Annotated in this window: 21 protein-coding genes; 6 read left to right on the top strand and 15 right to left on the bottom strand. The window is 66.5% G+C overall.

Annotated features, from left to right (window positions below; genetic code table 11):
• Positions 1 to 10 precede the first annotated feature (10 nt).
• Together BFF94_RS11760 and BFF94_RS11755 are read right to left on the bottom strand one after the other, a co-directional pair.
• Positions 11 to 718 (bottom strand): M35 family metalloendopeptidase, encoded by a 708-nt coding sequence (locus tag BFF94_RS11760; RefSeq protein ID WP_128849708.1) that lies wholly within the window; start codon positions 716 to 718, stop codon positions 11 to 13.
• Positions 719 to 918: 200 nt separating this feature from the next.
• On the bottom strand, positions 919 to 2,394 hold the full coding sequence (locus BFF94_RS11755; protein ID WP_128849706.1) for an aminotransferase-like domain-containing protein: 1,476 nt from the start codon (positions 2,392 to 2,394) through the stop codon (positions 919 to 921).
• 127 nt (positions 2,395 to 2,521) lie between these two features.
• On the opposite strand from BFF94_RS11755, the gene BFF94_RS11750 reads away from it, so the two are divergent.
• Entirely contained in the window at positions 2,522 to 3,409 is an 888-nt protein-coding gene (locus BFF94_RS11750; protein ID WP_128849703.1) for a DMT family transporter, read from the top strand.
• A 291-nt stretch (positions 3,410 to 3,700) separates the two neighbouring features.
• Here BFF94_RS11750 and BFF94_RS11745 read toward each other — a convergent pair whose 3' ends face one another.
• The 5 genes from BFF94_RS11745 to BFF94_RS11725 form a co-directional block, all read right to left on the bottom strand.
• Entirely contained in the window at positions 3,701 to 4,045 is a 345-nt protein-coding gene (locus tag BFF94_RS11745; RefSeq protein WP_128849701.1) for a DUF3088 domain-containing protein, read from the bottom strand.
• Between the two features lie 75 nt (positions 4,046 to 4,120).
• Positions 4,121 to 5,302 (bottom strand): cystathionine beta-lyase, encoded by a 1,182-nt coding sequence (gene metC, locus BFF94_RS11740; RefSeq protein ID WP_219139362.1) that lies wholly within the window; start codon positions 5,300 to 5,302, stop codon positions 4,121 to 4,123.
• A 50-nt stretch (positions 5,303 to 5,352) separates the two neighbouring features.
• Positions 5,353 to 6,078, bottom strand: coding sequence for an amino acid ABC transporter ATP-binding protein (locus BFF94_RS11735; RefSeq protein ID WP_128849698.1), 726 nt, complete (start codon positions 6,076 to 6,078; stop codon positions 5,353 to 5,355).
• Positions 6,079 to 6,120: 42 nt separating this feature from the next.
• Positions 6,121 to 6,780, bottom strand: a complete 660-nt coding sequence (locus tag BFF94_RS11730) for an amino acid ABC transporter permease (RefSeq protein WP_128849695.1) — start codon at positions 6,778 to 6,780, stop codon at positions 6,121 to 6,123.
• Positions 6,781 to 6,847: 67 nt separating this feature from the next.
• Positions 6,848 to 7,648 (bottom strand): transporter substrate-binding domain-containing protein, encoded by an 801-nt coding sequence (locus BFF94_RS11725; protein ID WP_128849692.1) that lies wholly within the window; start codon positions 7,646 to 7,648, stop codon positions 6,848 to 6,850.
• A gap of 164 nt (positions 7,649 to 7,812) precedes the next feature.
• On the opposite strand from BFF94_RS11725, the gene BFF94_RS11720 reads away from it, so the two are divergent.
• The gene (locus BFF94_RS11720; protein ID WP_128849689.1) at positions 7,813 to 8,034 is read left to right on the top strand and encodes a hypothetical protein; all 222 of its coding nucleotides are present in this window, start codon (positions 7,813 to 7,815) and stop codon (positions 8,032 to 8,034) included.
• Positions 8,035 to 8,299: 265 nt separating this feature from the next.
• Here the strand turns inward: BFF94_RS11720 and lysA are convergent, their stop codons facing one another.
• On the bottom strand, positions 8,300 to 9,538 hold the full coding sequence (lysA, locus tag BFF94_RS11715) for a diaminopimelate decarboxylase (RefSeq protein WP_128849687.1): 1,239 nt from the start codon (positions 9,536 to 9,538) through the stop codon (positions 8,300 to 8,302).
• Between the two features lie 108 nt (positions 9,539 to 9,646).
• Between lysA and BFF94_RS11710 the strand changes: the two genes are divergently transcribed.
• Positions 9,647 to 10,561 carry a LysR family transcriptional regulator gene (locus tag BFF94_RS11710; RefSeq protein ID WP_128849684.1) on the top strand — a complete coding sequence of 305 codons (915 nt, stop codon included), beginning with the start codon at positions 9,647 to 9,649 and terminating at the stop codon, positions 10,559 to 10,561.
• A gap of 56 nt (positions 10,562 to 10,617) precedes the next feature.
• Positions 10,618 to 11,217, top strand: a complete 600-nt coding sequence (locus BFF94_RS11705; protein WP_128849682.1) for a GNAT family N-acetyltransferase — start codon at positions 10,618 to 10,620, stop codon at positions 11,215 to 11,217.
• Between the two features lie 97 nt (positions 11,218 to 11,314).
• Here the strand turns inward: BFF94_RS11705 and BFF94_RS11700 are convergent, their stop codons facing one another.
• The 5 genes from BFF94_RS11700 to BFF94_RS11680 all read right to left on the bottom strand — a co-directional run bounded on the left by BFF94_RS11700 (position 11,315) and on the right by BFF94_RS11680 (position 13,713).
• Positions 11,315 to 11,884, bottom strand: a complete 570-nt coding sequence (locus BFF94_RS11700; protein WP_128849681.1) for a DUF4142 domain-containing protein — start codon at positions 11,882 to 11,884, stop codon at positions 11,315 to 11,317.
• 408 nt (positions 11,885 to 12,292) lie between these two features.
• Positions 12,293 to 12,916, bottom strand: coding sequence for an HAD hydrolase-like protein (locus BFF94_RS11695; RefSeq protein WP_128849678.1), 624 nt, complete (start codon positions 12,914 to 12,916; stop codon positions 12,293 to 12,295).
• A 17-nt stretch (positions 12,917 to 12,933) separates the two neighbouring features.
• Entirely contained in the window at positions 12,934 to 13,131 is a 198-nt protein-coding gene (locus BFF94_RS11690; RefSeq protein WP_128849676.1) for a hypothetical protein, read from the bottom strand.
• 58 nt (positions 13,132 to 13,189) lie between these two features.
• Complete coding sequence (locus BFF94_RS11685) at positions 13,190 to 13,456, bottom strand: Txe/YoeB family addiction module toxin (RefSeq protein ID WP_011354451.1); 267 nt, start codon at positions 13,454 to 13,456, stop codon at positions 13,190 to 13,192.
• Positions 13,453 to 13,713 carry a type II toxin-antitoxin system Phd/YefM family antitoxin gene (locus BFF94_RS11680; protein ID WP_011547275.1) on the bottom strand — a complete coding sequence of 87 codons (261 nt, stop codon included), beginning with the start codon at positions 13,711 to 13,713 and terminating at the stop codon, positions 13,453 to 13,455. Before BFF94_RS11680 ends, BFF94_RS11685 begins: the two co-directional genes overlap by 4 nt.
• A gap of 224 nt (positions 13,714 to 13,937) precedes the next feature.
• Between BFF94_RS11680 and BFF94_RS11675 the strand changes: the two genes are divergently transcribed.
• Both BFF94_RS11675 and BFF94_RS11670 read left to right on the top strand, forming a co-directional pair.
• Complete coding sequence (locus BFF94_RS11675) at positions 13,938 to 14,381, top strand: GNAT family N-acetyltransferase (protein WP_128849674.1); 444 nt, start codon at positions 13,938 to 13,940, stop codon at positions 14,379 to 14,381.
• Positions 14,382 to 14,438: 57 nt separating this feature from the next.
• Positions 14,439 to 14,657: a DUF1653 domain-containing protein gene (locus tag BFF94_RS11670; protein WP_006480837.1), complete on the top strand. Its 219-nt coding sequence runs from the start codon at positions 14,439 to 14,441 to the stop codon at positions 14,655 to 14,657.
• A gap of 23 nt (positions 14,658 to 14,680) precedes the next feature.
• Here BFF94_RS11670 and atpC read toward each other — a convergent pair whose 3' ends face one another.
• Together atpC and atpG are read right to left on the bottom strand one after the other, a co-directional pair.
• Positions 14,681 to 15,139 carry an ATP synthase F1 subunit epsilon gene (gene atpC / locus BFF94_RS11665; RefSeq protein ID WP_128849672.1) on the bottom strand — a complete coding sequence of 153 codons (459 nt, stop codon included), beginning with the start codon at positions 15,137 to 15,139 and terminating at the stop codon, positions 14,681 to 14,683.
• Positions 15,140 to 15,149: 10 nt separating this feature from the next.
• Positions 15,150 to 16,019 (bottom strand): ATP synthase F1 subunit gamma, encoded by an 870-nt coding sequence (gene atpG / locus BFF94_RS11660; RefSeq protein WP_219139361.1) that lies wholly within the window; start codon positions 16,017 to 16,019, stop codon positions 15,150 to 15,152.
• Between the last annotated feature and the right edge of the window lie 76 nt (positions 16,020 to 16,095).

Raw genomic sequence — 16,095 nt, 5'->3', positions numbered from 1 at the left:
GCAAGATATGTCACCACAGGTCCCGGTCGTCGAAAAATGAAATATAGCAAGCGAGGCTATCTGCATTGTCGATCGCCACATCCTGGTGTGCCTGGGCCCAGTACTTCAGGCCGGTACCGAATCCGTAGATTTCGTCGTTTGAATCGAAGGTGTCGATATAGTGCGTGCACTCGTGAATAAGGACTTTCAGCTTGCAATTGGTAGAAAGCCTGGCATCGGGAAGCGTGCAGAAATGCGGGTAGATTGCGATTATCCGTTTGTGTGAGTCGGGTTTGCATACTGCGGCATCCGTGATTCCGTTGTCGGGAAACACCGTGCACGTTATGTTTCTCTGCGTCTGCTCATCCCACCTGATGACGTTCTCGGGCTTTAGTTCCTGCATGACGCGAAGAAGCCTGGGTAACCCGATGCTCAAACGTTGCCGGACCGCCTCGTCCGATCGCCCGAACCAAGTCTGGACGCGCCTCTGTTCTTCCTGGTCCCAAGCGGCAAGGCCATGAATCCGCTCACGAATCAGGATAATCGCAGCGTCACGCAGACGTACAATCAAGTGCCTGAATGTTTTGTTCGACATGTTCTCGCAGATGTGCGCCATGTCGAGTTCGATAGCGTGAATGGAACCCGGTATGGTGTTTGTGCAAGTGGTTCCGACGCAAATCCATTCTTCGTCGTCGTGTTCTTGGCGCGTAGTATCGTATGAATTGAAGGTTCCGCTCATGGACTCGATAGTTCTCCGGAAGAAGGAGAAGACTATCGGTCGACGGAGATATACCCGTCTATGAGACGAGTATGATTTTTGAAGTGCGAATCGGGGTATCTCGACTGACGCAATCCACTCGGCGCCGATCCGTTCAACCGGGCCGAGGGAGGCAGATTACCGATCCGTTCAGCAACAGATTGCGTTTTTGCCGGCTTCGATCATTCCCCCGCCAGCACATTGCCACCCGCATCCGCGTGCACGCCGCTGCGCTCTGCCGCGCGCGCCGCCTCCATCGCCCGCGCAAGCGCATCGAACACCGCCGGCCCCTTGCAGCGCGACACGTTGAAGCGCAGGTACGACGTCGCGCTGCGCGACACGCTGAACACGTTGCCGGGTGCGAGCACCACATCGTGATCCAGCGCGTGGCGCGCGACGCGCGCGGCATCGAGCCCGTCGGGCAACTCCGCCCACACGAACAGGCCGCCGCGCGGCTCCGTCCAGATTCCGAGCCCGGCGCGCGCGAGGCGCCGGATCGTTTCGCCCATCGCATCCGCGAGGCGCGCGCGCAGGCTGTCGAGGTGGCGCCGGTACGTGCCGTCGATGAGCAGCCGGTGCACGACGTTCGCGCCGATCTGCGCATTGCCGAACGACGTCGCGAGCTTCAGGTCGACGAGCGCCTCGATCCACTCCGGGCGCGCGGCGATATAGCCGCAGCGGATCGCGGCCGACAGCGTCTTCGAGAAGCTACCGATCGATATGACGCGCGACAGCCCGTCGAACGCCGCGAGACGCGGCGCGGGCGTGCTCTCGAAATCCGCGAAGATGTCGTCCTCGACGATCAGCAGCCCGTGCTCGGCCGCGAGCGTCAGCAGCCGGTGCGCGACGGGCGGCGCGAGCGTCGCGCCGGTCGGGTTGTGCAGCGCCGCGTTGGTGATGTACAGGCGCGGCCGGTGCTCGGCGAGCACCTGCTCGAAGCGTGCGAGGTCGGGGCCGTTCGGCGTGTACGGGACGCTGACGATCCGCGCGCGGTGCGCGCGCAGCAGCGCCTGGAAATTGAAGTAGCACGGATCGTCGAGCACGACCGTGTCGCCCGGCTCCAGCAGCAGCCGACACACGAGATCGAGCGCGTTTGTGCCGCCGTCGGTCAGCATGATCTGCGCGGGTTCCGCGTGGACGCCGTGCTGCGCGAGCCGCCACGCGAGCTGCTGGCGCAGCGCGGGCAGGCCGAGCGGCGTCGCGTAGTCGGTCAGCGCGTCGGATTCGTCGCGCGACACGGCGCGCAGCACGCGGCGCAGGCTCTCGTCCGGCAGCCACGACGACGGCAGCCATCCGCAGCCGGGCTTCACGGACGTCGGCGCCGCTTCGAGCGACTGGCGCGACAGCCACAGCGGATCGAGCTCGCGGTCGAGGCGCGGGCCGAGATCGGCGAGCGCGAGCGGCGGCGCATGGCCCGACACGTAGAAGCCCGAGCCGCGCCGCGCGACGAGCACGCCTTCGCTCGCGAGCCGCTCGTACGCGTCGACGACCGTCGATTTCGACACGCTCAGCCCGTCGGCCATCATCCGGATCGACGGCACGCGTGCGCCGGGCATCAGCGCGCGGCTCGCGATCCGCGCGCGCAAGGTATCCATCACGGTTTCCACGCGCGTGCGCGACGGGGCGGGCGGAACGGGCGGCGAGGCGGCGTGGCTCATGGCGAAGAATGAACTGTACGGCCGGTTGTCCAGTACAGTTTGTCCGAATTGTATTGCGCTGTAGCTTACGCGCTTTTCGCGGGCGGCGGATCATCGGTCATCCACTTTCCCCCTCTCAGGATTTCCCGTGCAAAAGACGACCGACGGATGGCTCAGCGGCCTGCTGGGCGTGATCATCTTCAGTGGCTCGCTGCCGGCGACGCGTGTCGCGGTGCAGGGGCTCGACCCGCTGTTCCTCACGTTCGCGCGCGCGACGATCGCCGGCGCGCTCGGCCTGCTGCTGCTCGTCGTGCTGAAGCAAAAGCGGCCGACGCGTGCCGAGGCCGTATCGCTGGGCATCGTCGCGCTCGGGGTCGTGGTCGGGTTCCCGTTGCTGACGGCGCTTGCGCTGAAGCACGTGACGTCCGCGCACGCGATCGTGTTCGTCGGGCTGCTGCCGCTCGCGACCGCGTTGTTTGGCGTCTGGCGCGGCGGCGAACGGCCGCGGCTGCCGTTCTGGATCTTTTCGATCGTCGGCAGCGCCGCGGTAGCCGCGTTCGCGCTGCGCAACGGCGGCCAGGCGTCGGTGGTCGGCGATGCGCTGATGCTGGCCGCGATCGTCGCGTGCGGGCTCGGCTACGCGGAAGGCGCGCGCCTGTCGCGCCAGCTCGGCGGCTGGCAGGTGATCTCGTGGGCGCTCGTGTTGTCGCTGCCGCTGATGCTGCCGCTCACATGGCTCACGTGGCCCGCTTCGTTCGACGGCGTCGATGCCGCCGCGCTGTGGGGGCTTGCCTACGTGTCGCTGTTCAGCATGCTGATCGGTTTCGTGTTCTGGTATCGCGGGCTCGCGCTCGGCGGGATCGCGGGCGTCGGCCAGTTGCAGCTGCTGCAGCCGTTTTTCGGCTTCCTGCTGGCGGCCGGCCTGCTGCACGAAACGGTGCCGCCGTCGATGGTCGTCGTGACGGTCATCGTGGTCGGCTGCGTGGCGGGCGCGAAGTACTTCTCGAAGATGGCGCCGGTACAGCGCGCGGGGTGACGCGCTTTCCGTAGCGGGGCCTGCGCGCGACGACGCGACGGAGTTTGCCGTCTGCCGTCGCGCGCATGCCGTTTACCGCGTCGCTCCGCTCGCGCTCAATCGTCCGGCGTGCACGCGGGCAACCGATGGCCGTCCGGGGCGAGCGCGACGAGCGCCGGTCCTGACACGGCCGCAGTCGGCGGTTGCGCGAACGACATGCCGAGCGCGTTCCATGCTTCGTACCGGCGTTCGACTTCGCAGTCGTCGTCGACTATGAACGCCGGCTCCGCGCGACGGCACGCGCCGGCGAGCTTATGCGACGTGCGCCACGCCATACTGCGCCGACAGGTACCGCCGGATATCGGCAGGCGAATCGATGAAGCGCCGGCCGTTGTGCTCGCGGATCGAGAGTGTGCCGTCGCTCGGCGCCTGTCCGTCGCCGAGCACGAGCACGGGCGCCGACTGGTTGTCCGCGCCGATCAGCGCGACGATCGGCTGGCGCGGCCGCGGCGCGTCGATGTATTCGACGTCGACGGCATCGCGCAACTGAGGGTAGAAACTCAGCAACCCTTCGACGGCAACCGAATCGCCGCAGTAGAACGGACCTTCGGAGTCCTTGAAGAAGCCGGGGCGGAGGATGAACAGCGTGTCTTTCATGATGATCTCGCTATGAGAGAGGGAAGAACGTCGAAGAAAACGTAATGCGGGGAGCGTGCGCGCCGTCGCCGGATTTCACGCTTCTGCAAGCGTGGCGGCGCGCATCCTCGCGAAGCCGGCGGCGAGGTCGGCGATCATGTCGTCGGGGTGCTCGAGCCCGGCATGAATCCGCAGCAGCGGGCCTGCCGCTGCCCATTGCGTGGCGATGCGGTGGCGCGACGGATTGGATGGGACGATCAGGCTTTCGAAGCCGCCCCAGCTATACCCCATGCCGAAGCACGTCATTCCGTCGAGCAGTGCGCGCACCGCGTCGTCGGCCTGCGGATGCAGCACCACGCCGAACAGCCCGCACGCGCCTGTGAAGTCGCGCTGCCACAGCGCATGGCCGGGGTCGCCGGGCCGCGCCGGATACAGGATCCGCGCGACTTCCGGCTGCTGCGAGAGCCATTCGGTCAGCAGGTGCGCGTTGCGCTGGTGCCGCTCGAGCCGGACCGACAGCGTACGCAGGCCGCGCAGCGCGAGATACGCATCGTCGCCGCTGACGGTCATCCCGAGTTGCCGATAGAAGCGCGTGACTTTCGGTGCGAGCGCCTCGGTCGTCAGGATCGCACCCATCAGCACATCCGAGTGCCCGGCGATGTATTTGGTCGCGGCGTGGATCGACACGTCGACGCCGTGCGAAAACGAGCGGAAATTCAGCGGCGTGCCCCACGTGTTGTCGAGCAGCACGACTGCGCCGTGCCGGTGCGCGATGCGGCTGATGGCCGGCATGTCCTGCACTTCGAAGGTCAGCGAACCCGGCGATTCGGCGAATACCGCGCGCGTGTTCGGTCGCATCAGCGACGCGATGTCCGCGCCGATCGAAGGATCGTAGTACGTTGTCTCAATGCCGAGGCGCGCAAGCGTCTCGTCGCAGAACGAGCGGGTCGGGTCGTACACGGAATCGACCATCAGCAGATGGTCGCCGGGATTCAGCACCGCGAGCAGCGCGGTCGTGATCGCGCTGAGACCGCTCGGCGTCAGCAGCGCGGCGTGCGCGCCTTCGAGACGCGCAAGCGCCTTCTCGAGCGCGCGCGTGGTCGGGCTGCCGTGGCGCCCGTACGCGAGCGGGGTGCCGCGCACGGCGTCGAGCGCGTCGGTGCCGTGAAAGAGCAGCGTCGACTGGCGGTAGACGGGCGGGTTCACGGGCGAACCGGGCTGGCCGTGCGAGCGGCCTTCGTGGGCGAGAACGGTGTCGGTCGAATGCAGGTGGTTCAAGATGTCTCCTTTGAGCGTCAATCAATCGAAGCAGGGCGGCAGTCGCACGGTCAATGCAGAATCTTGTCGAGGAAGTCGCGTGCGCGTTCGGAGCGCGGCGCGGCGAAAAACCTGTCGCTGGCCGCGTCCTCGACCACCGCGCCCTGGTCCATGAAGATCACGCGATGCGCGACCTTCCGTGCGAAGCCCATTTCATGCGTCACGCACACCATCGTCATCCCGTCGCGCGCGAGCTCGACCATCACGTCGAGCACCTCGTTGATCATCTCGGGGTCGAGCGCGGAGGTCGGTTCGTCGAACAGCATCGCGACCGGATTCATCGACAGCGCGCGTGCGATCGCGACGCGCTGCTGCTGTCCGCCGGACAACTGCCCCGGATACTTGTGCGCGTGCGCCTTCAGGCCGACGCGCTCGAGCAGCTTCATGCCGTTCTCGATGGCCTCGTCCTTGCGGCGGCCGAGCACCTTGATCTGCGCGAGCGTCAGGTTCTCGGTGATCGACAGGTGCGGAAACAGCTCGAAGTGCTGGAACACCATCCCGACGCGGGCACGCAGTTGCGCTAGCTTCGCGGCGGGATCGCCGAGCCGCGTGCCGTCGACGGTGATGCTGCCTTTCTGGAACGGCTCGAGACCGTTGATCGTCTTGATCAGTGTCGACTTGCCGGAGCCCGACGGCCCGCACACGACGACCACTTCGCCTTTCGAGACCGCCGCGCTGCATGCCGAGAGCACCTGGTGCTTGCCATACCATTTCGATACGTTGTCGAGCGTAATCATGTTCTGTCCGTCGTTGGGTTCGTATGAATGCCGGGCTCGCGTTCAATGCGTGGACGGCAGCGCGAGGCGCGTCTCGACGCGACCCTGCAGCCGCGTGAGCAGCGTGCTGAGGACCCAGTAGAGCGCGGCGGCGGCGAGATAGAGCGGCAGCGGCTGGAACGTCGCGGCGATCACTTCCTGCGTCGAGCGCAGCAGTTCGGTGACGGTGATCACGGAGACCAGCGACGTGTCCTTGATCAGGCTGATCAGCGTGTTGCCGAGGCTCGGCACCGCGAGGCGCAGCGCCTGCGGACAGACGATGTGGCGCAGCGTCTGCACATGCGTGAGGCCGAGGCTGTGCGCGGCCGCCCATTGCCCGCGGCCGATGCCGAGAATCGCGCCGCGCATGCTCTCCGACAGATAGGCGCCTGCGTTGAGCGTCAGCGTGAAGATGCCGGCCGTGGTCGGGTCGAGCGTGATGCCGAGATCGGGTAGCCCGTAGTAGACGACGAACATCTGCACGAGCAGCGGCGTGCCGCGCATCAGGCTGACGTAGCCCTGCGCGAGGCCAGCGGCAAGCCGGTTGCTGCCGATGCGCATGATCGCGATCACGAGCCCGACGACGAGGCCGAGCGCCATCGATGCGACGGCAAACTTCAGCGTGAGCATCGCGCCCCTGACCATCACGGGCAGCGTATGAACGACCAGTTCGAGTGCTTCCATCACGTGTCTCCTGATTGTGTGCGGATCGGCCCGCGCGTTCGTGCGCGCGGGCGCGGTGGGTGATGCGTTATTGCGTTACCGGCTTGGTCGTGTCGGTGCCGAACCACTGCATCGAGATCTTCTTCAGCGTGCCGTCCTGCTGCAGCGACGCGACCGCGTCGTCGATCGCCTTCGCGAATTTCGGATTGCCCTTGCGGAACGGGATGCCCATCCGGTCCTCGCCGCCCGCGAGCACGGAGCCGGGGCGCAGCGGCAGATGCGAGTTCTTGATCAGGTAGTTGAGCATCAGGCGGTCGTTGACCGCCGCGTCGATACGGCCGGCCGCGAGGTCGCGCAGGTTTTCCGGCGTGCCCGGGTAGACCTGCAGGTCGATCGCGGGCACGGTCTTGACGAGATCGACGTAGTTGCTGCCCATCGTCACGCCGACCTTCTTGCCTTTCAGCTCGTCGAGCGACTTGAATGCGCGCGCATCGTTTTGCCGTTGCAGCAGTTGCGCGGACGAATACACGTACGGCGCGCTGAAGTCGAGCGCCTGCTGGCGCGACGGCGTGATCGCGACCTGGTTGACGATCACGTCGAACTTGCCGGCCTGCAGGCCGGCAAGAATCCCGCTCCATTCGGTCGTCACGAACTGCGGCTTCACGCCGAGGCGGGCGGCGACTGCTTTCGCGACGTCGACGTCGAAGCCTTCGAGCTGGCCGTCGGCATTGCGATAGTCGAACGGCGGGTAAGTGCCTTCCAGCGCGATCTTCAGCGTGCCGGCCTGCTTGACGGTGTCGAGCAGGTCCGCCGCATGCGACGTGGCGGCCGCGATGCAGAGGAGGGCCGCGGCGAGGCCTTGCTTGAGCGTCGGGGTGAAGTGCTTCATGGTTGTCTCCGGGGTTGTTTTCGAAAATGCAGGGTGTGCGAAGCCGCGGCGACGGGCGGCGTCGCCGTGGGCGGGAAGTCGGTGGAGCGGGCGGCGGCGCGTGTCGTTCGCCGCCGTGCGGTGCGTTACGGCATGCGTACGCGCGCTGTGGAGGAGCGCCGTGCGTGCGGATCGAGAACGGGGATGCGCGAGCAATCGCAAAGGGGCGCGTGCGCGACGCTGCGCACGACGGGCCGCGCGGCATACGTGTCGAACGCGTCGAACGTGTTCCGGTGCGCGGCGAAGGGTTCAAGCCTGTTGTTCATGATTGCCCGTGCTGCTTTGCGAGTGTTGTGGACCGGTGCATCGTCGATGCGTATCCGGTGACAAGAATGCTGAGCGACTGAGGGCAATCTTAGTTTTGTCAAAAGGGAAAGTGTTTCCAAAGATGCACGCACTTTCTACGCGATGTGGAATGTTTTTCTCTGCGTGCGAAAGGTGGCGCAAGCGATCTGCTGCGGTTGCCCTCGATGCGAAGCATCAGGTGCTACGGTGCGGCGGGGCGGTTGCTCCGAGCCGCGACACGGCGATCTCGGCGCGCCGAAAAGCAAAACGGCCAGGCTGCCGGTAGCGGCAAGCCTGGCCGTTGGCCTTCGTCACGCCGGACGCGTGTTACTCGAACGTCTCGAGCGCGAGCAGTTCGCCGATCGTCTGCCGGCGGCGGATCAGCCGCGGCGTGCCGCGATCGACGAGCACTTCCGGCGCGAGCGGCCGGCTGTTGTAGTTCGAGGACATCGATGCGCCGTACGCGCCCGCGTCGTGCAGGAACAGCAGGTCGCCGATCTGCGGCTGCGCCAGCTTGCGGTGCGTGACCACGCCGCCCGCGTCCTGCGTGAACACGTCGCCCGATTCGCACAGCGGCCCCGCGATCGCGAGCTCGACGAGCGGCCGGCCGGCGGGCAGCGCGCCATCGTGCGTGTGCACGGACACCGCGTGGTAGCTGCCGTACATCGACGGGCGCATCAGGTCGTTGAAGCCCGCGTCGACCAGCACGAAATCGTGCTTCGGCCGGCGGTTGACGGCTTGCACTTCGGTGACGAGCGTGCCGGCCTCCGCGACGAGGAAGCGGCCCGGTTCGATCTCGATGCGCACCGGGTGGCCCAGATGCCGTTCGATCCGCTTGCGCGCGGCGTCCCACTGGCTGAAGTAGTGACCGACGTCGACGCGCGGCTCGCCGTCGCGATACGGGATCGACAGGCCGCCGCCGGCCGAGATCGCGTCGATGTCGTGGCCGAGCGACGTGACGAGATCGACCATCGCATCGCACACCTGCGACAGGTGGCCGTAGTCGACGCCCGAACCGATGTGCATGTGGATGCCGACGAGTTTCAGCCCGTACTGGCGCACGATCTCGATCGCGCGCGGCACGTCGTCGATCCAGATGCCGTGCTTGCTTTGCGGGCCGCCGGTGTTGGTCTTGTTGCTGTGGCCGTGGCCGAACCCGGGGTTGACGCGCAGCCACACGCGGTGGCCCGGCGCGTGCTCGCCGATGCGCGCGAGCATGTCGAGCGAACCGGCGTTGACGGTCACGCCGTGCTTCAGCACGGCCGCGAGCGTCGGGCGGTCGATCAGGTCGGCCGTGAACACGACGCCTTCCGGTTCGCCCGCCGGACTGAACCCGGCCGCGAGGCTGCGCTCGATCTCGCCGAGCGACACGGCATCGACGCACGCGCCTTCCTCGCGCATCAGCTTCAGGATATGGACGTTCGAGTTCGCCTTCTGCGCATAGCGGATCACGTCGAACTGACGCAGTTGGGCGATGCGGTCGCGGATGGTGTCGGCGTCGTACACCCACAGCGGGGTGCCGTATTGCTGCGCGAGCGTCGCGAGCTGGCGGGAATCGGGGGACATGGCGGATGAATCGGGTCGAATGAACGGATAGCTGAATGATGCGCCTGATTGGCTATGCAGTAAAATGCCTGTTTGTCGGCATTCGATTCATTTCTGATATACATAGCCATGCTCACGCACCGTCATATCGAGGTCTTTCGTGCGCTGATGGTCACCGGCAGCACGACGCGCGCGGCCGAGATGCTCTACACGTCGCAGCCGACGATCAGCCGCGAGCTCGTGCGGATGGAGCAGGTCGTCGGCTTCGCGCTGTTCGAGCGTACGCACGGCCGGTTGCGGCCGACGATGGCCGCGCTCACGCTGTTCGATGACGTGCGGCTCGCCTATGTGGGGCTTGAACGCGTCGCGGCAACCGCCGCGCGCCTGCGCGAGTTCCGCGACGGGCAACTGTCGGTGATCGCGCTGCCGGCGTTCTCGCACGCGATCCTGCCCGGCGCGTGCCGGCGCTTTCATGCCGCGCACGCGGGTGTCAGCGTGTCGGTCGCGACGCAGGAATCGCCGGTGCTCGAAGAGTGGCTGACCGCGCAGCGTTACGACCTCGGGTTGACCGAGCGCGATGTCGCGCCGGCCGGCACCGTGCTCACGCCGCTGCTCGAAGTCGACGAAGTGTGCGTGCTGCCCGGCGGCCATCCGCTGCTCGCGCAGGATGCGATCGACCTGCTGGATCTTGCCGATCGTCCGTTCGTGAGCCTGTCGCTGAACGATCCGTACCGCATCCTGATCGACGAGGCGTTCGCGCAGCTGGGCGTTGCGCCGCGCTCGGTCATCGATACGCCGTCGGCCGTGTCGGTGTGCGCGTTCGTGCGGCAGGGGCTCGGCGCCGCGATCGTCAATCCGCTGACCGCGCTCGATTTCGTCGGGCGCGACCTGCACGTGCGGCCGCTCACGCGGTCGTTTCCGTACCGGGTCAGCATCGTCGTGCCCGAGCACCGGCCGAAGAACCTGCTCGTCGATGCGTTCGCCGATGCGCTGCGCGGCGAGGCGAAGGCGATCCGCCGCCGGCTCGCCGCGCTCCTCGGCTGACGCAGCCGTATGATGGGCGTTTCGCCGCCGTTGTCCTCATTTTCCGGAACCTCGTCATGACCGACGCTTCGTCTTCCCTCGAACCCCCGACCCTCGCCGGCGCGCGCGTCGAACTGCGGCCGCTCGAAGCGTCCGACCGGCAGGCGCTGCTGGATGCCGCCGCGGACGGCCGGTTGTGGAACCTGAAGGTGACGGTCGTGCCCGGCGCGGAGACGATCGATGCGTACATCGATACAGCCTTGCAGGGGCGCGCGGCCGGCACCGTGATGCCGTTTGTCATCGTCGATCGCGCATCGGGCCGTGTGATCGGCAGCACGCGCTTCTGGAAGATCGATCGCAAGAATCGCAAGCTCGAGATCGGTCATACGTGGCTGAGCGAATCGGCGCAGCGCACGCGCGCGAATACCGAAGCGAAGTGGCTGCTGCTGGCGTATGCGTTCGATACGCTGCACTGCGTGCGCGTGCAGTTCACGACCGACGAGCTGAACGAGAAATCGCGCGCGGCGATCCTGCGGCTCGGTGCGAAGCAGGAAGGGATCGTGCGTCACGAACGGATCATGCCGGATGGCCGCAAGCGCAATTCGGTGCGCTTCAGCATCATCGACGACGAATGGCCCGAGGTGAGTGCGCGGTTGATGGCGAAGCTTGCGACGTAACGTGTGACGTGTGACGTGTGACGCGTGATGCGTGACGTGCGTCGCGCCGCCGGAAGGGAAGCGGTGCGCCGCGCGCGGGGCGCGGCGCTGCATCGCGTTACTGCGCCGATGCGAGGTGGTGACGCTGCGCGAGCTTCTGCGCGTCCGCATAGTGCGCCTGCAGGATCGGCAGCGACTGGCGTGCGACTTCCTTCAGCTTCGTGTCGCGGCCCGATGCGATTTCGGCCTGGAATGCCGAGATCGCCTTCTGCTGGCCGGCGAGCGCAACCTGCTCGATATACGCCTTGTCGAACTCGGCGCCGCGCAGGCTCTTGATGCTGCTCAGCATGGCCGTGTCGGGGTCGTTGGCCGGCACGTCGACGCCGCGCGGGCTCGCCGCGCGCATCGCCTGGATGATCTTTTCATCGTCGGTCGACACGCGTTGCGCGAAGGCCTTGACCTGGCTGTCCGACGTGCGCGCATCGGCGATGCGCGCCGCGTCGTGCTGCGTCGACATGGTTTTCGTGCCGTCCGTGATGAAAGCCTGGTCGGCTTCGTGGATGCGCGTCGCGGCGGCGGCCGGCGCGGCGGGCGCTGGCTGTGCGGTTTGCGCGGTCGCCGTCACGGCGACGAGAAGCAGGCCAGCGGCAGACAAAGCAAGGCGCGAGATGTGGGGAAAGCGGTTCATGTGACCTCCTTTCGATCGGGGCTCTGGTTAAAAAACGGATCAAGTGATCCGTCGCTGTGCGAGAGACCGGGCGCGCCCGGGCCGGATTCGACCGCCGCTCTGCCGCGGCGCCGGTCGAAGTGTTTCCCGGCCCGACTGATTCTAGGAGAGCGGTCGGGTAGCAGGTGCAACCGCGCTGTGGTTTGTGTAACGGTTGGTAAGACGATTCGGTGGGCACGCGCGCGGACAGGTATTGCGTACCTGATGCACGTGCGGTGTCGGCAATTTTTGCGCGCATGCGGCGCGTGCAATGCATGAGATGCGCGTGCGTGTCATCTGCATTTCATCGGCGTGCCGTTGTCGCGGCTGTTGCCGTGTCGTGCGCGTCGAGCGACGTGCCGACGCGAGCGTGCGATGCGCGTGAAAGCGTCACACGCGATCGAGCAGTGCGTCGAGGCGGGGCAGCAACGGCGTCGCGCAATGCGCCTGCAACGCGTCGGGCGCCGTGTAGCCCCACGCGACGCCCTGGAATGCGATGTGCGCGCGTCGTGCCGCATCGGCGTCGCGGATTTCGTCGCCGACATACAGCACTTCATCGGCGCGCACGCCGGCCTCGCGAACGAGCGCGCGCAGGCGACGAGCCTTGCCGAACAGCGGAATGCTGCATGCGAAATGATCGACGCGGCGGCAAGCGCGCGGGCCGAGCCTGTCGCGCACGATGTCTTCGGTATTCGACGTGGCGATCGCGATGCGGACGCCGCGCGCGGCGAGCGCGTCGAACGTTTCGTCGACGCCGGGGAACAGCATCACTTGCGCAACGCGCGGCCGCATCAGGCGGCGCATGTCGATCGTCACGCGCGGCACTTTCCACATCGGCACCTCAAGCGCGCGGATGATGTCGCGCGCCGACATCCCGCGCAGTGCCGGGCGCAATTCGGGCGTGGCGTCGCGAAAGCCGTGCATGCGTGACGCTTCCGACAGCGCCGCGAGAAAACTGTCGAGCGAATCGGCGAGCGTGCCGTCGAAGTCGAATGCGATGAGACGATAGGGCATGAAGCGGCGTGGCAGGTTTATCGGGTGAGCGACATTGTCGCCGAATCGAGGCCCGTCGCCTGCACGGCTTCCTTCGGCTGGCTCATCGACGGGCCGGAGATCGTGTCGAGCGGGTCGCCGGATGCGGCCGTGAAGCCGCCGGAAGTCATCACGCGCAACTCCGTCGCTTCGGCCGGCGGCGTGGCGGCCCAGCCGCTGCCGCTAAAGCGTTGCAAGGCCGGCCGCGCGTTGCGGGCGCCGTGAGTCGGGGAGGGCGGCAGGCGTGGGGCGACGCTACTCGTAGTGGTAGCGGCAGGACACGATGCTGATCTGAAGGTCGTCAGCTTCATAGACCAGGCGGTTCGTGTCGTCGATACGGCGCGACCAGAAGCCGGAGAGATTGGCCTTCAACGGTTCGGGTTTGCCGATGCCTTCGAACGGTGTTCGCTGCGCTTCGCGAATGAGCTGATTGATGCGTTTGAGCGTCTTGCGATCCTGCCCCTGCCAATAGACATAGTCGTCCCACGCGTCGGAAGTAAAGAGCACGCGGCGTACGCTCATTCATCATCCTCGGCGAGCTTGTGTTCTTTCGCCTTGCCCTTGCGCAGTTGTGCGATCGAGCGTTCGAGATGGGCGACGTTGGCGGGCGAGCGCAGCAAGTGAACCGTCTCCATCAGGCTGTCGTAGTAGTCCTGCGACATGATGACGGCGTTCGGTGCATCGCGACGCGTGATGAGCGTCACGTCCGCGTCGTCGACGACCTGGTCGATGACGGTCTTCAGATTGCCGCGAGCATCCGAAAAATGAATCGTGCGCATGATTTGCCTCACTTGTACATATAACGGTACAAGTATAGCACTGTCGAAAAACGTGTACGGGTTGTTGTACGAGTCTTGTAATGGCCGTGCGCGGTTGCTCGTCGCCATCCGGCAAGACGATGCGCATCCGTTTGGCCGCGGCGGATTGGCGGTGTCCCTTGTAACCCTCCGCCCGGCGCGGTATCGTCAACGCTCCGCCTTCCGCCCCCGACCGGAGAACAGACGTGCCCGCAGCCACCCCCGCCACGCTGAGATTTTCCACCGACAAGCGCGAACTCGACGTCGACGCGATCTTCGAGTTCCTGCATCGCGACGCGTACTGGTCGCAGGGCATTCCGCGTGACGTGGTCGAGCGGGCGATCGAGGGTTCGCTGTGCTTCGGCGCGTATGTCGGCGACCGGCTCGTCGGGTTCGCGCGGCTCGTCACCGATCATGCGACGTTCGCGTACCTGTGCGACGTATTCGTGCTGCCGGCCGAACGCGGCCACGGCTACGGCCGCGCGCTGATCGATCACGTGTTCGCGCAGGAGATGGTGCAGCGGCTGCGCCGCATCATGCTCGTGACGACCGACGCGCACGCGCTGTACCGGCCGGTCGGCTTCGGGCCGTCCGCGAATCCCGAGCGGCTGATGGAGATTCGCCGCCCCGACATCTACGCGAAACGCTGACGCGCGGCGCAGCGCATACAATACGCGTTTTCCGTTTTTGCCGAAGAGAAGCACACCATGACCGAACAGGAAGCCGAACAACTCGCGACGCATCGCCACTACAAGGGCGGGCTGTACCGCTACATCGGCGTTGCCCGCCATTCCGAAACCGAGGAATCGGTGGTCGTGTACGAGCACTTGTGGCCGCATGCACGCGGCCTGTGGGTGCGGCCGGAAGCGATGTTCAACGGCAATCTCGAAGACGGCACGCCGCGTTTTCGCAAGCTGCGCGACTGAGCGGGCGGCACCGGAGCCGGTGTCTAGCCGGCGCTGCCCGGTTTGTCGTGCGGCGCCTGGTGCCGCATCGCCATCGCGAAGAAGCGCCGGATTTCATCCATCAATTCCGCGCGGGCCGACGCGAAATCGAATGCGCGCCGGTTTTCGTGCGCGTAGCGCTGGCGCCAGTCGTCGGCCGCATGCCGCGCTTCGCGTGCGCGCAGATCGTCGAGTTCGGGCGTGCGCAGCGCGTGATCGGCGATCAGCGTCACGCCGTCGCGGCTGACCTCCAGCACGCCGCCCGCGACGAGGAGGCGGCGATGTTCGCCGGTCGGCGCGTCGACGAGCATCACGACCCCCGGCCGGATCCGCGTGAGCAGCGGCGCGTGGTGCGGGTAGATCCCCAGTTCTCCACTTTCCCCCGGGACGACGACGAAATGCGCGTCGCCGGCATACAGCACCGCTTCCACGCTCACGATGTCGAGCCTCATCGACGTCTTCATTTGCACTCCTTCAGACCGCCGCCGCGCCGGCGACGATTTCGCACAGCTCGGTGGTGATCTGCGCCTGTCGCGTCTTCTGGTACAGGTGCCGCAGTTCGCGCAACACGCGGTCGGCGTTGTCCGTCGCGGTCTGCATGCTGAACATCCGCGCACATTGCTCGCACGCGTAGTTTTCGACGACGGCCTGATAGAGCGTCGCCTCGACGTAGCGCAGCAGCAACGTGTCCACGACCGGTTTGGACGCGGGCTCGTACAGATAGTCGGACGCGATCGCGCCGTCGGACGGTGTGCCGGTGTCGAGCCCCGCGATCGGCAGCATCGCATCGATTCGCGGCTCGTACGCGAGCGGGCTCGTCAGCCGGTTGTACGCGACGTGCACTTCGTCGAGCTCGCCGTTGACGAACGCGGTCAACGGCACGAGCAGCGCGCCGAGCAACTGCTCGAAGTGCGGCTCGGCGGCCAGGCCGCTCGCACGTGCCGTGATGGTCGCGCCGTGGCGCAGCAGCGGCGCGATGCCGCGCGCGCCGATCACGCTCAGTTCGCATGCGACGCCGGCCTGGTCCCAGCGTTGGAGCGCATCCACGCATTCGACGAGCAGCCGCGCATTGAGCGGGCCGCACAGCCCGCGATCGGTGCTGACGACGATCAGGCCGACGCGGCGCACGGTCTCACGTCGCGCCATCAGCGCCGATGCGTGGTCGGGCCGGTCGCGCAGCACGCGTTCGGCCATCGCGCCGATGCGCGCCGCGTACGGGCGGAACTCGCGCGCGCGCCGCTGCGCGCTCGCCATCTTGGTGCGCGCCATCATTTCCATCGCCTTGGTGATCTTGCGCGTGGACGAGGTACTGGCGATCTTCGAGCGGATTTCGCGTGTGTGCATGTCAGGGGGGGGCGTCGTGGCCATCCGAATGTCATCGTGCGGTTTCATGCTATCGGGACTTCACCTGAAACGATTG

Origin of the sequence: Burkholderia catarinensis (genome assembly GCF_001883705.2) — a bacterium.
Lineage (GTDB): Bacteria > Pseudomonadota > Gammaproteobacteria > Burkholderiales > Burkholderiaceae > Burkholderia > Burkholderia catarinensis.
Note: the sequence above shows the minus strand (reverse complement) of the source record. Positions and strands in the feature narration are given on the sequence as shown.

Bases quoted from the DNA above. Each gene is read 5' to 3' on its own strand.
- BFF94_RS11760 (WP_128849708.1), bottom strand. From the start codon at position 718: ATGAGCGGAACCTTCAATTCATACGATACTACGCGCCAAGAACACGAC.
- BFF94_RS11755 (WP_128849706.1), bottom strand. From the start codon at position 2,394: ATGAGCCACGCCGCCTCGCCGCCCGTTCCGCCCGCCCCGTCGCGCACG.
- BFF94_RS11745 (WP_128849701.1), bottom strand. From the start codon at position 4,045: ATGAAAGACACGCTGTTCATCCTCCGCCCCGGCTTCTTCAAGGACTCC.
- BFF94_RS11735 (WP_128849698.1), bottom strand. From the start codon at position 6,078: ATGATTACGCTCGACAACGTATCGAAATGGTATGGCAAGCACCAGGTG.
- BFF94_RS11730 (WP_128849695.1), bottom strand. From the start codon at position 6,780: ATGGAAGCACTCGAACTGGTCGTTCATACGCTGCCCGTGATGGTCAGG.
- BFF94_RS11725 (WP_128849692.1), bottom strand. From the start codon at position 7,648: ATGAAGCACTTCACCCCGACGCTCAAGCAAGGCCTCGCCGCGGCCCTC.
- lysA (WP_128849687.1), bottom strand. From the start codon at position 9,538: ATGTCCCCCGATTCCCGCCAGCTCGCGACGCTCGCGCAGCAATACGGC.
- BFF94_RS11710 (WP_128849684.1), top strand. From the start codon at position 9,647: ATGCTCACGCACCGTCATATCGAGGTCTTTCGTGCGCTGATGGTCACC.
- BFF94_RS11705 (WP_128849682.1), top strand. From the start codon at position 10,618: ATGACCGACGCTTCGTCTTCCCTCGAACCCCCGACCCTCGCCGGCGCG.
- BFF94_RS11700 (WP_128849681.1), bottom strand. From the start codon at position 11,884: ATGAACCGCTTTCCCCACATCTCGCGCCTTGCTTTGTCTGCCGCTGGC.
- BFF94_RS11695 (WP_128849678.1), bottom strand. From the start codon at position 12,916: ATGCCCTATCGTCTCATCGCATTCGACTTCGACGGCACGCTCGCCGAT.
- BFF94_RS11685 (WP_011354451.1), bottom strand. From the start codon at position 13,456: ATGAGCGTACGCCGCGTGCTCTTTACTTCCGACGCGTGGGACGACTAT.
- BFF94_RS11680 (WP_011547275.1), bottom strand. From the start codon at position 13,713: ATGCGCACGATTCATTTTTCGGATGCTCGCGGCAATCTGAAGACCGTC.
- BFF94_RS11670 (WP_006480837.1), top strand. From the start codon at position 14,439: ATGACCGAACAGGAAGCCGAACAACTCGCGACGCATCGCCACTACAAG.
- atpC (WP_128849672.1), bottom strand. From the start codon at position 15,139: ATGAAGACGTCGATGAGGCTCGACATCGTGAGCGTGGAAGCGGTGCTG.
- atpG (WP_219139361.1), bottom strand. From the start codon at position 16,019: ATGCACACACGCGAAATCCGCTCGAAGATCGCCAGTACCTCGTCCACG.